The 12675-nt window shown below is 70.2% G+C and carries 10 protein-coding genes; 4 read left to right on the top strand and 6 right to left on the bottom strand.

Translation table 11 applies throughout. The annotated features are described in order from the left end of the window. Window positions 1-102: 102 nt before the first annotated feature. Together ACQP2O_RS24875 and ACQP2O_RS24870 are read left to right on the top strand one after the other, a co-directional pair. Window positions 103-2238, top strand: coding sequence for a glycoside hydrolase family 3 C-terminal domain-containing protein (locus ACQP2O_RS24875; RefSeq protein ID WP_433189696.1), 2136 nt, complete (start codon window positions 103-105; stop codon window positions 2236-2238). A gap of 121 nt (window positions 2239-2359) precedes the next feature. Next, window positions 2360-3427, top strand: coding sequence for a HEAT repeat domain-containing protein (locus tag ACQP2O_RS24870; RefSeq protein WP_433189693.1), 1068 nt, complete (start codon window positions 2360-2362; stop codon window positions 3425-3427). 56 nt (window positions 3428-3483) lie between these two features. Here ACQP2O_RS24870 and ACQP2O_RS24865 read toward each other — a convergent pair whose 3' ends face one another. The 6 genes from ACQP2O_RS24865 to ACQP2O_RS24840 form a co-directional block, all read right to left on the bottom strand. Continuing rightward, the gene (locus tag ACQP2O_RS24865; RefSeq protein WP_433189690.1) at window positions 3484-4977 is read right to left on the bottom strand and encodes a CoA-acylating methylmalonate-semialdehyde dehydrogenase; all 1494 of its coding nucleotides are present in this window, start codon (window positions 4975-4977) and stop codon (window positions 3484-3486) included. 8 nt (window positions 4978-4985) lie between these two features. Next, complete coding sequence (iolD, locus tag ACQP2O_RS24860) at window positions 4986-6842, bottom strand: 3D-(3,5/4)-trihydroxycyclohexane-1,2-dione acylhydrolase (decyclizing) (RefSeq protein WP_433189687.1); 1857 nt, start codon at window positions 6840-6842, stop codon at window positions 4986-4988. Continuing rightward, on the bottom strand, window positions 6839-7678 hold the full coding sequence (gene iolB, locus ACQP2O_RS24855) for a 5-deoxy-glucuronate isomerase (protein ID WP_433189684.1): 840 nt from the start codon (window positions 7676-7678) through the stop codon (window positions 6839-6841). The genes iolD and iolB overlap by 4 nt, the downstream gene beginning before the upstream one ends. Further along, the gene (locus tag ACQP2O_RS24850; protein ID WP_433189681.1) at window positions 7675-8544 is read right to left on the bottom strand and encodes a Cgl0159 family (beta/alpha)8-fold protein; all 870 of its coding nucleotides are present in this window, start codon (window positions 8542-8544) and stop codon (window positions 7675-7677) included. The genes iolB and ACQP2O_RS24850 overlap by 4 nt, the downstream gene beginning before the upstream one ends. Further along, window positions 8537-9490: a 5-dehydro-2-deoxygluconokinase gene (gene iolC / locus ACQP2O_RS24845; RefSeq protein ID WP_433189678.1), complete on the bottom strand. Its 954-nt coding sequence runs from the start codon at window positions 9488-9490 to the stop codon at window positions 8537-8539. The genes ACQP2O_RS24850 and iolC overlap by 8 nt, the downstream gene beginning before the upstream one ends. 212 nt (window positions 9491-9702) lie before the next feature. Beyond that, complete coding sequence (locus ACQP2O_RS24840) at window positions 9703-10755, bottom strand: LacI family DNA-binding transcriptional regulator (protein ID WP_433189675.1); 1053 nt, start codon at window positions 10753-10755, stop codon at window positions 9703-9705. Window positions 10756-11077: 322 nt separating this feature from the next. On the opposite strand from ACQP2O_RS24840, the gene ACQP2O_RS24835 reads away from it, so the two are divergent. Together ACQP2O_RS24835 and ACQP2O_RS24830 are read left to right on the top strand one after the other, a co-directional pair. Beyond that, window positions 11078-12280 carry an amidohydrolase family protein gene (locus tag ACQP2O_RS24835; RefSeq protein WP_433189672.1) on the top strand — a complete coding sequence of 401 codons (1203 nt, stop codon included), beginning with the start codon at window positions 11078-11080 and terminating at the stop codon, window positions 12278-12280. After that, window positions 12270-12617 carry a hypothetical protein gene (locus ACQP2O_RS24830; protein ID WP_433189669.1) on the top strand — a complete coding sequence of 116 codons (348 nt, stop codon included), beginning with the start codon at window positions 12270-12272 and terminating at the stop codon, window positions 12615-12617. Before ACQP2O_RS24835 ends, ACQP2O_RS24830 begins: the two co-directional genes overlap by 11 nt. Window positions 12618-12675: the final 58 nt, after the last annotated feature.

Genomic DNA, 12675 nt, shown 5'->3' with positions numbered 1-12675 from the left:
CCCCTCCAGGGGGGCGCCTTGCCGTCCGATGAGCGGTCTTGACAGGACGGGAAAACCTTTGCACGCTCTCAACGGCGTCTCCGTACGGTGAGGGTGGGCGTAATGGGCATTCGAACTCCCCGGGCCGCCGGCGGCCTGGCCGGCCTGACGGCGTTGATCGCGTCCCTCGTCGCGACGCCGGGAGTGGCAACGGCAGCGCGTCTCTCCCCGGGTGCGGTTCCCGGACGGCAGGCGGCGCAGGCCACCCTCACTCCTGAGCAGCGGGCGGCGCGGCTCGTCGCTCAGCTGACGCTGGACGAGAAGATCTCGCAGTTGCACGGCATCCAGGACGCCGAGCACCTCCGTTATGTCCCCGGCGTCCCCCGGCTCGGTATCCCGCCCCTGCGGATCACGAACGGTCCGGCCGGCATCGGCCACAGCGACGACCGCCCGTACAAGCCCGCCACCGCGATGCCCGCGCCGATCGGCCTCGCGGCGACCTTCGACACCCGCCTCGCCGAGGTGTACGGGACGGTGCAGGCGAACGAGACCCGCGACCTGGCGCACAGCCTGATCGAGGCACCCGACATCAACCTGACGCGCGTCCCGCAGAACGGCCGGACGTTCGAAACCTACGGCGAGGACCCGTACCTCGCCGGGCGGCTGGCGGTCGCGAACATCCGTGCCATCCAGCGGAAGGGCGTCATCGCCGAGGTCAAGCACTACGCGGCCAACAACCAGGAGACCGACCGGCTGACCGTCGACGAGCGGATCGACGAGCGGACCCTGCAGGAGATCTACCTGCCCGCCTTCGAAGCGTCGGTGAAGGAGGGACATGTCGGATCGGTCATGTGCGCGTACCCGAAGGTGAACGGGTCCTACGCATGCGAGAACTCCTCCCTGCTGGACACCGTGCTGCGCGGACAGTGGGGTTTCAACGGGTTCGTGCAGTCCGACTTCGGCGCGACGCACAGCGCGGTGCCGTCCGCGCTCGCCGGTGAGGACCTGGAGATGCCGACCGGCACGTACTTCGACACCGCGATGCGCCAGGCCATCGAGGCGGGCCAGATCAAGGAGTCGGTGATCGACCGGATGATCGCGCGGCGGTACGCGGTCATGATCCGGGCAGGTCTCTTCGACCGGCCGCTCACGCCGGCTCCCATCCCCGCCCAGCAGGACGGTGCCGTCGCCAGGAGCATCGCCGAGCAGGGCACCGTGCTGCTCAAGAACTCCGGCGCGCAGCTCCCGCTCGATCCCACCCGGACACGGTCGGTCGCGGTGATCGGGCCGTACGCCGGCGCGGCGCACACCGGTGGCGGCGGCAGCTCGCAGGTGCTGCCCCTCTACACGGTGGATCCGGTCACCGGCATCAAGAACCGGCTGCCGTCCGGTTCGACCGTGTCGTACGCCGACGGCTCCGACGCGACCGCCGCCGCGACGCTCGCCCGGTCGGCGGACGTCGCGGTCGTCATGGTGGGCGATTCCGAGAAGGAGGGAGAGGACCGAACCGGCCTGTCCCTGTCCGGCGACCAGGATCGGCTCGTCGCGGCGGTGGCGGCGGCCAACCCGCACACCGTCGTCGTCGTGAAGAGCGGCGCGCCGGTGCTCATGCCGTGGCTGGACAAGGTGCCCGCCGTCGTCGAGGCGTGGTACCCCGGAGAAGAGGACGGCAACGCGGTGAGCGCCGTCCTGTTCGGGGACGTCAACCCGTCCGGCAAGCTGCCGGTGACATTCCCGCGCGCCGATGGTGACACCCCGGCGCACACGCCGGAGCGGTGGCCCGGCGTCGGGGGCACGGCGACGTACTCCGAAGGTCTGCAGATCGGCTACCGCTGGTACGACGGCCAGGACATCACGCCGCTGTTCCCGTTCGGCTTCGGCCTGTCCTACACCACCTTCCGGTACGGGCGACTGCACGTCAGCCCGGTGCCGGCGCGTGACGGCAGGGTCACGGTCCAGGTGGACGTCACCAACACCGGGCGCAGGGCCGGCACCGACGTGGCGCAGGTGTACGTGAGCGACCCGGCCGTCGCCGGCGAACCGCCCCGCCAGTTGAAGGGCTTCCAGAAGGTGTCCCTGCGGCCGGGCCAGACGCGGCGGCTGACGTTCACCCTCGACCGACGCGCCTTCTCGGTCTGGGACACAGCCGCACACGCCTGGACGACCGTTCGCGGCTCGTACCAGGTCGCGGTCGGCGACTCGTCCCGCGACCTGCCCCTTCGCGCCACGGTCCACGTCGCCGGCGCGACGCGTTCCTGACACGGCATCGGGGAACCATCGCGCACCCGTCCGGTGCGACCGACGAACGGCTCCAGTAGGAATGGAGGACGCGGGCCGTCGGCTCTTCGGCTCGGAACGAAAGGGTGTGCGGGCGGGGCTCATGAGCGGGAATGCGGAGTCGGTCGCGGAGCGGCTCGGCCGGGTCGCGGCGAAGCTGGAAACGCTGCGGGATCGAAGCCGGCCGGACGTACGGACCCCGCAGGGATACGTTCTGAAGCCGGTCCTGGCCGAGAACGCGGTGATCGCGTTCGAAGAACGCCACGGAGTACGGCTGCCGGAGGAGTACCGCGCCTTTGTCACGACGCTGGGCGACGGCGGCGCCGGGCCGTACCGGGGCCTGGAACCCCTGGATCCGGATCGGCGCCACGTGAGGCTGACCGAAGATTTCCCGTTTCACCCTGAGGAATTCGCGGGGCCCGCGTGGACGCGAGGTCACGGAGCCGATGCGCTGTCCTGCGGCACCTTGTGGCTGAATCGTCAGTACGACGAGGAATGGAGGTACCACGATTCCGCCGAGATCTGGACCCTGCTGGTGGTGAGCGGTCCGGGACGCGGACGGATGGTCGTGGTCGAGAAGGACAACGACTTCTTCGACCCCATCTTTCACCCGGCCCGGGACTTCATCGCCTGGTATGAGGATTGGCTGGACAGGGAGGTCTCCGGCGGCCGCTCCCGGCTTCGGGAGAACGACTTCGACCGGCCAGGCGATTCTCTGGGGCATCCCGATGTCGAGGAGGCGGTGTGGGCCGCGCGGACGACAGGGGTGACGGCGCGGCTGTTGCAGCATCGGCGCCCCTCCGCGCTGCAGATCGCGAATCTCGGAGCGGCCGCCGTACCGCCGCGACCGGCGCGCGTGCGCGCCGCCGCGATGTGGGCACTGGCCACCGGATGCAGCCAAGGCGCCACGTCGGCGATCGTGCCCGCGCTCCGCGACACCGATCCCACGGTACGGCTGCAGGCGGTGAGAGCGTTGCGCGCACAGCAGGACGCCGATGCCACCGTCGTCTTCGACGTGGTGCGCCCGCTTCTGACCGACGTGACTCCCGCCGTCCGGCGGGCGGCGGCATCGGTTATCGGTGAAATCGCGCAAGGACGGCTCGCGGACACCGACGCCGCGGTCCGCGAACGCGCCGAACGCATTCTCGGGAACATCGCCGACGCGGAGTGAGTCATCGGGTGGTGCGGAACGCCCGAGGCGTTCCGCACCACTCATCCGAGACGACCTCAGCTCGAGGTGGGGAAGTTGAACGCCGCCGTGTGGGTCTCCGTCGCGGGCCAGCGCGTGGTGACGACCTTCGGGCGGGTGTAGAAGCGCACGCCCTCGGCGCCGTGGATCGGACTGTCGCCGATCAGCGAGTCCTTCCAGCCGCCGAAGGAGTAGTACGACATCGGCACCGGGATGGGCACATTGACGCCGATCATGCCGACCCTGACCTGACGCTGGAACCGCCGTGCCGCCTCGCCGCTGGCGGTGAACAGCGCGGTGCCGTTGCCGTAGGGGTTGTCGTTGATGATCTCGATGGCCTCGTCGAGGGTCTCGGCGCGCACGATCGACAGGACGGGGCCGAAGATCTCCTCGGTGTAGGCCTTCATGTCCGTGGTGACGTGGTCGAGCAGGGACGGGCCGACGAAGAAACCGTCCTCGTGCCCGGCGACGGTGAGGTCCCGGCCGTCGACCACCACGGTGGCGCCCTGCTCGGCGCCGGTCGCGACCGCGTCGACGACCCGCTGCCGGGCGGCCTCGGTGACCAGCGGCCCCATGTCGTTGCTCACGTCGGAGCCGGGGCCGACCTTCACCTCGCGGGCCTTGCGCGCCAGGATCTCGACGAGCGCGTCGCCGGCCGAGCCGACCGCGACGCCGACGGAAACGGCCATGCAGCGCTGGCCCGCGGAGCCGAAGGCGGCGGCGGTGAGGTGGTCGGCGGCGTACTCCAGGTCGGCGTCGGGCAGCACGACGGCGTGGTTCTTCGCGCCGCCGAGCGCCTGCACCCGCTTGCCGCTCGCGGTGGCGCGCTCGTGCACGTACTTCGCGATCGGGGTGGAGCCGACGAACGACACCGCCTCGATGTCCGGGTGGTCGAGGATCGCGTCCACCGCGACCTTGTCGCCGTTGACGACGTTGAACACGCCGTCGGGCAGCCCGGCCTCGGCGTACAGCTCGGCCACGAACCCGGACGCGGACGGATCGCGTTCGCTGGGCTTGAGCACGAACGTGTTGCCGGTGGCGATCGCGATCGGGTGCATCCACAGCGGCACCATGATCGGGAAGTTGAACGGCGTGATGCCGGCGCACACGCCGAGCGGCTGCCGGAAGTTGTGCACGTCCACGCCGCGCGACACCTGGTCGGAGAAGTCGCCCTTGAGCGCGTCGGCGATCCCGCAGGCGTACTCCACGATCTCGCGGCCCCGTACGATCTCGCCGCGCGCGTCGTCGATGACCTTGCCGTGCTCGCTGGAGATGATGCGCGCGAGCTCGTCCTCGTGCTTCACCAGCAGCTCGCGGAAGGCGAACATGACCTTGACGCGCTGGGACAGCGACGAGTCGCCCCACGCCACGAAGGCCTTGCTCGCGGCGGCGACCGCGGAGTCCACGTCGGCCGTTTCGGCCAGCAGCACGTCGGCCTGGCGGGCTCCGGTGGCGGGGTCGTAGACGGGCGCCGTGCGGGTCGAGTTCGCCGGGGTTGTGGTGCCGTTGATCCAGTGTTCGATGGTCTTCACGCCTGCTCCTACAGGTAATGACGCTGGGTACGTTTTGCAGCGGCGTAGGTCTCGTAGGCCTTCCGCGTGGATTCCAGCTCGGACACCTCGCTGACGGGCACGTCCCACCAGGCGCTGCCGGGCGGGTTGGGCCCGAACAGGTCGGTCTCGACGTGCACGACGGTGGTCGTGGAGTTCGCCTTGGCGGTGGCGATCGCGGCCGTGAACTCCTCCACGGTGGACGCGCGCAGCACCGTGGCGCCGAGGCTCTCGGCGTTGGCGGCGAGGTCGACGGGCAGCCTGCCGCCGTCGAGCTGCCCGGAGTCCTGGGCGCGGTAGCGGTACGACGTGCCGAACCGCTGCGAGCCGAGGGATTCCGACAGCGAGCCGATCGAGGCGAACCCGTGGTTCTGCACGAGCACGATGATCACCTTCAGCCCCTCGGAGACCATCGTGACGATCTCCTGCGACATCATCAGGTACGAGCCGTCGCCGACCAGCACCACGACCTCGCGGTCGGGCGCGGCCAGTTTGGCTCCCACGCCGGCGGCGACCTCGTAGCCCATGCACGAGTACGCGTACTCGACGTGGTAGGCCTTCGGATCCCGTGCCCGCCACAGCATCTGCAGGTCGCCGGGCATGGAACCGGCCGCGTTGATCACCACGTCGCGGTCGTCGAGCGCCTCGCCCAGCGCGCCCAGGATCTCGGTCTGCGCGGGCAGGGGGCCGTGGCCGAGGTGGAAGCACTCGTCGGCCTTGCGGTTCCAGTCGTCGGCCAGCATGCGCGTCCGCGCGCGGTACGCGTCGTCCACCTGCCAGCCGGACAGCGCCTCGTGCAACGCCGCGATGCCGCGTTTCGCGTCGGCCTCGACCATCTCGGCGGAGTGCTTCGCGGCGTCGAGCCGGGCCACGTTGAGGTTGACGAACCGCACGTCCGGGTTGCCGAAGACCGTGTGCGAGGCGGTGGTGAAGTCGCTGTAGCGCGTGCCGATGCCGAGCACGACGTCGGCCTCGGCGGCCAGCGCGTTGGCCGCCGACGTGCCGGTGGAACCGATGCCGCCGACCGCGCACGGGTGGTCCCACGGCACGGCGCCCTTCCCGGCGTGCGTGTCGGCCACGGGGATGCCGGTCGCCTCGGCGAAGGCACGCAGTTCGCGTTCGGCCTCGGAGTACACGACTCCCCCGCCCGCGACGATCAGCGGCTTCTCGGCTCCGCGCAGCAGTGCCACGGCCCGCTCGACCGCCTCGGGTTCCGGCACCGGCCGGCCGATGTGCCAGACGCGGCGGCGGAAGAACTCCTCGGGCCAGTCGTACGCCTCGGCCTGCACGTCCTGCGGCAGGCACAGCGTCACCGCGCCGGTCTCCACCGGATCGGTCAGCACGCGCACGGCCGCGAGCGCCGCCGGGATCAGCTGCTCGGGGCGCGTGACGCGGTCGAAGTACTTCGACACCGGGCGGAACGCGTCGTTGACGGTCACATCGCCGCCGCGCGTGTCCTCCAGTTGCTGCAGCACCGGATCCGGGGAGCGGGTGGCGAACATGTCCGACGGCAAGAGCAGCACGGGCAGCCGGTTGGTGGTCGCCAGCGCCGCGCCGGTGATCATGTTGGTCGAGCCGGGACCGGTCGAGGCGGTGCAGGCGAAGGTCTGCAGCCGGTTGCGCATCTTGGCGAACGCCGCGGCCGCGTGCACCTGACCCTGCTCGTTGCGAGCCAGGTAGTACGGCATCTCGTCCCGGTACTGCAGCAGCGCCTGGCCGATGCCCGCCACGTTGCCGTGCCCGAAGATGCCCCACATGCCGGGAATGAGCCGCTGCTCGACGCCGTCGCGTTCGGAGTACTGGCCGGCCAGGAACCGTACGAGCGCCTGCGCCGTGGTGAGCCTCATCGCGCACCTCCGAACGGCAGGCGCGGGTCGGTGTCCTGCGACTCCCACAGTCCGCGCACCCAGCCGTGCGCGGGGTCGTCGCAGATCAGCCACGCGCGTTCCTGACCCGGCCCGGCCATGACGTTGAGGTAGTACAGGTCGTAGCCGGGCGCGGCCATCGACGGTCCGTGCCAGCCGTGCGGGATGAGGACGACGTCGCCGCTGCGCACCTCGGCGAGCACGTCGATCGGCCGCTCGGCGGTGCCGTACACACGCTGGTAGGCCATGCCGTCACGGGCGACCTCGAAGTAGTAGATCTCCTCGAGCTCGCTCTCGCCCTCGCGCGCCTCGTCGTGCTTGTGCGGCGGGTACGACGACCAGTTGCCGCCCGGCGTCAGCACCTCGCACACCAGCAACTGGTCGGCCTCGAACGTGTGCGGCAGGCAGTAGTTGTTGACCTGGCGGCTGCAGTTTCCCGCGCCGCGCAGTTCGGTGGGCACGCCGCTCGCCGGCCCGTACCGCGCGGGCAGGCGCTTGCGCGTCTTCGCGCTCGGCAGCGCGAAGCGGCCGGTGCCGGTGATCGTCGCCTCCGCGTCGCGCGGCAGGTAGGCGAAGTCGGTGACCGCGTCGAACACCCCGGTCCGCCCGGCCAGTTCGAACGTCTGCCCATCCACGCTGACCGTGCAGGAACCGGACAGCGGCAGGACCAGCGCCTCCGCGTCACCGGTGCCGACGGTCTCGGTGCCGTCCAGCTCGAGCACCCGCAGCCCGGAGTAGCCCCAGCCCGCGGACTCCGGCGTGACCACCGTGCTGAACGGACCTTCGGCGGTGCTGCCCGCCTCCCGATACGACTTCATGTCAACCCCACTGCCGTGTCGACTGCCTTGGCGACGTCTCCGTCGTGCGGATACAGCAGCGATCGCCCGACCACGAGCCCCTGCACCGTCGGCAGGGACAGTGCGTGCTGCCAGGCGGCGAACGCCGCGTCCGGGTCCTTGACCTCGCCGCCCAGCAGCACGGCGGGCAGTGTCGACGAGGCGAGCACCCGTTCCATGTCGGCCACCACGGGCAGCTTCAGCCACGTGTAGGCCGACGTCCTGCCCAGCGCGGAGGCGATCGTGATCGAGCGGATCACCGCCTCCGGCGACAGGTCGTTCTGCAGCCGTCCGTCGGTCCACACCGACACGAACGGCTCCACCATCGCGATCAGCCTGCGCGCGGCCAGGTCGTTGACCGCAGCTGCGGTGTTCGCCAGGACGCTCGGCGTCGCGGGATCGTCGAGGCAGATGCGGGTCAGCGTCTTGCCGCCGTCGAAGCGCATGCGTTCGATGGACTCCGCGTCGTAGCAGGCGAAGCGGTCGTCGATCTCGAAGGTGGACTTCGCCAGGCCGGTACGGTTCATCGAGCCGATCACGGTCTTGCCGTCCAGCGCGCCGAGCAGCAGCAGGTCGTCGATGACGTCCGGGGTCGCCAGCACGCCGGTGACGCCGGGGCGCTCCAGCGCCAGGCACAGCCGCTCCAGCAGTTCGCCGCGGTCGGCCATCGCGAGCGGGTCGCCGCCGACGGCGTTGGCGCCGCGTGCCGGATGGTCCGCGGCGATGATCATCATCCGGCCCTTGTCGTTGAACGGCGACTTCGCCCGCACGCGGTTCGCGGCGGCCTCGGCGATCGCCTCCGGCTCGTGCACCCGCTTCGCGACGATCCGCCGCACGGTGTCAGACACCCTGGGTCCCTTCCAGTCTGCGCAGTACCTGTTCCTCGGTCGGCATGGCGTCCGAGCAGGCCAGTTCCCCCGCCACGTGCGCGCCCGCCGCGTTGGCGAAGCGCATGATCCGCTCGGTGTCCCAGCCGGAAAGCAGCCCGTGACACAGCGCGCCGCCGAACGCGTCGCCCGCGCCCAGCCCGTTGACGACCTCGACCGGCGCCGGCGGCACCACGACCTCGCCGGAGTCGTCCACCGCGAGCACGCCCTCGGGGCCCTGTTTGACGACGGCGAGCGAGATCCCCCGGTCACGCAACGCCTTCGCCGCCTCGCGCGGCCGGTCGGTGCCGACGGCGGTCAGGCACTCGTCGAGGTTGCCGACGGCCACCGTGACGTGGTCGAGCGCCTTGCCCACCCACTCCCGCGCGTGTTCGCGCGACTCCCAGAACATCGGCCGGTAGTCCAGATCCAGCACGGTGATGCCCCTGCGGCCACGCGCCTCCAGCGCCGCCAGGGTCGCCGACCGGCTGGGTTCCTCCGAGAAGCCGGTGCCGGTGACCCAGAAGATCTTCGCCTCGCGCACGGCGTCGAAGTCGATGTCCTCTTCGCGCAGGTCCAGATCGGGCGCCTGCGGGAAGCGGTAGAAGTACAACGGGAAGTCGTCGGGCGGGAAGATCTCGCAGAACGTCACGGGCGTGGGCAGGTGCTCGGAGGTGCCGACGAAGCGATCGTCCACTCCGTACTCCCGCAGCGCGCGGTGGATGAACCGGCCGAACGGGTCCGCGCCGGTCTTCGTCACGACCGCCGATCTCCGGCCGTACCGCGCGGCCGCCACCGCCACGTTGGTCGCGGTGCCGCCGAGGTACTTACCGAACGAGGTGACGTCCTCCAGGCCCACGCCGGTCTGTAGCGGATAGATATCCACACCGATCCGGCCCATCGTCACGAGGTCGAACTGTGCGGTCATGGGTGCTCGCCGCCTTCCGCGTTTGCTCTCACCGGCTTGAGCCGAACACTGTCGATGCTACGTGACTTTGTCAAGACATACAGACATAGACACATACATACATGCTGTCGATACAGGCACGACCGACGCCATCACCTGATCGCGAAATGGCGCCGACTCTCGGCTGAACTCCCTGCGTGTTCCCGCCAGGAGGGTGATGCCAGCGGTGTCCGTCAGCGTGCCGGACCGGTCGATCCGCGGACCACCAGGTGGGGGGCGAGCCGGAAGACCCATGTCTCGCCGTCCAGGCCCTTGTCGAGCCGTTCGACGGCGGCCTGGACGGCGAGCCGGGCCAGCTGCTTGGCGTCCTGGCGCACGGTGGTGAGGTCGATGTGCGCGAGCCGCGCGAGCCGGCTGTCGTCGTATCCCACGATCGAGACCCGACCGGGGACGTCGATTCCGGCGTGCCGCAGTTCGACGAGCAGTCCGATGGCGCACTGGTCGTTGCCCGCGACGACGGCGGTGGGGAGTTCGCCGTCGTCGAGCAGGGCGCGTGCCGCCGCGAAGCCGGACGACTCGGTGTAGTCGCCGGGCAGTACTCGCGCCCGGTCCTGCAGTCCGTGGCGGCGCATCGCGTCGAGGTAGCCCGACCGCCGCTCGACGGCACCGGGCTGGTCGCCGCCGTCGACGTGGACGATGTCGCGATGACCCAGCGAGACAAGGTGGTCCACGGCGAGGCGGGCGCCCTCGTCGTCGGCGGTGTGGACCGCGTCGAACACCGTCTCGTTCGGCGGGCGGCCGATCTCCACCACCGGCAACCGGTTGCCGAAATCGGTGGTGCTTGCCTCGCCCGCACCGAGCAGGACCACCGCTTCGCAGCGGGAGGCGATGAGCGCCTCGAGGGCGCGGCGCTCGCCACGACTCGGGACCACGGCGCTGAGCACCACGTCATAGCCGACCTCTTCGGTGGCGGCGTAGATGCTCTCGATCAGATCGGCGTGGAACGGCTCGTGCACGGTGAACATCACCCCGATCAGGCGGCTGTTCCGGCGCCGGAGCAACCGTGCGGCCTGGTCAGGGCGGTAGTCGAGCTCGGCGGCCGCCTTCCGCACACGCTCGCGGGATTCGGCACTCGGGCCGGCCGCATCGCGGATGACCAGCGATGCCGTCGCCCGCGACACGCCCGCACGCCGCGCGACGTCCAGCAGGGTCGGCCGTCGCCCCGTGCCCGCGTCCGATGGGCCCCCCTTCGAGCCCGAGGGGCGGGACGCCTTAGGGGTGGACATGCGACCTCCGGGACCTCGGCTGTGGCAGGGGCTTCTCGCTGAACCGCCTCACCAACAGTGTAGATCGATCTAAATTGCCCCTTGACGAAGAGATACGGACAACACAGTCATTCGGGCTGGACGACACTCCGTCCAGGACGCCGTCGAAGGCGTCACCGACGCCGCCCGGTTCATCGAAGCGCTCTTGCGCTGACCGGTGCGCCGCATTCTAGAATGCGTCATTTCGCCGTCGCGTTCAACATTCCGAGTGCGCGGATTCATTGTTATTCGTCGGAGATGTTGATTGGCTGCGAATATGTTGCAGCGTATCGAAGCGGATCAATTGATTCCAGGAAGAGGCAACCCCATTGGCGACGCCGTCGTCATTCTCGACGACGGCACGATCAGCTACGCCGGACCCGCCGCGGAAGCGCCGGCGACGCCCGGAGTCACCGCCGTCCGCACGCCCACCGTGATGCCGGGGCTGTGGGACAGCCATACGCATTTCATGGGCCTGCGGTCCGCCGACATGACGGTGATGCTCCAGGAGCCCATCGCGCTGCGGGCGGCACGCGTCAGCAGCGATCTGCGGGCGGCCCTGGGCGCTGGCGTCACCTCGGTCCGTGAGGTGGGCGGCCTCGGCATCCACATGGCCCGCGCGGTGGCCGAAGGCACCGTCGAAGGCCCGTCGATCTACGCGGCGGGGTCGACCCTGTCGACCACGGGCGGGCACGGCGACATGCACAGCTACCCGCTGTCGTGGATGCGCGACTACAGCCACCTCGGCGGCGAGCTGACGCTGGTCGACGGGCCCGCGGAGTGCGTACGGGGCGCGCGCGAGCAGCTTCGCCAGAACGCCAAGCTCATCAAGGTCTACGCCTCCGGCGGCGTGCTGTCGGAGGTCGACCACCCGATCCACCAGCAGTTCACCGGCGCGGAGCTGCGCGCGATCGTCGAGGTGGCCGGGATGGCGGACCGGATCGTCGCCGCGCACTGCCACGGCAAGCCGGGCATCATGGCGGCGCTGGAGGCGGGCGTCACCACGATCGAGCACGGCACCTACCTCGACGAAGAGGCGGCCGTCGCCATGCGGGAGTGCGGCGCCATCCTCGTCACCACCCGCACCATCTTCCAGGAGCTCCTCGACCACAGCGACGAGGTCCCGGCGTACGCCGTGCGCAAGCTCGAGGAGACGATGGGCCGGCACGCGGAGGCGATCGCCATCGCCCGGGAGCACGGCGTCACGATCGCCTCGGGCACCGACATCTCCGCGAGCGGCCCGGACATGCTCAACTCCTGGGGGCGCAACGGCCGCGAGCTGCCGCTGCTCGCCAAGATCGGGCTCACTCCCCTGGAGATCATCGAGGCGGCGACGGCCAACGGCCCGGCGACTCTTGGCCCGCAGGCGCCGCGCTCCGGGCAGCTGCAGCCCGGGTACGACGCCGACGTCATCACCCTCGACGTCGATCCCCTGGCGGACATGGCGATCATGGCCGAGCCCGACCACATCACCGGAGTCTGGAAGGCGGGCCGGCGTGTCAAATGACGACGACTGGATCCTTGAGATCCGGCTTTTCACAGTGAGCCCCGACGCGCGGCCGGAATTTCACCGGATCAGCCGCGACGGCACGATTCCACTGATGCGCGAATGCGGGATCACCGTGCTGGCGCACGGCCCTTCGCCGACCGACGACGACGGCTACTTCCTGATCCGCGCCTTCCCGTCGGTGGAGGTGCGGAATGAGCTCGCGCCGTCCGTCTACGCCACGAAGGAGTGGGAGGAGAAGTACGAAGAGCCGGTGATGAAGATGATCCAGGAGTACCACACCACGCTGGTGCCGGTGTCGCGCCGGGTCATCGAGGAGTGGTCCGCCACCGGATGACGGGCCCGACGACGAAGCGGCCCGGCCCCCGAAAGGGGCCGGGCCGCTTCGTCGTAGC

Origin of the sequence: Actinoallomurus sp. CA-150999 (assembly GCF_050942425.1) — a bacterium.
In the GTDB taxonomy this organism is placed as follows: domain Bacteria; phylum Actinomycetota; class Actinomycetes; order Streptosporangiales; family Streptosporangiaceae; genus Actinoallomurus.
The sequence above is the reverse complement of the archived record's forward strand: the minus strand, read 5'-3'. Positions and strand labels throughout refer to the sequence as shown.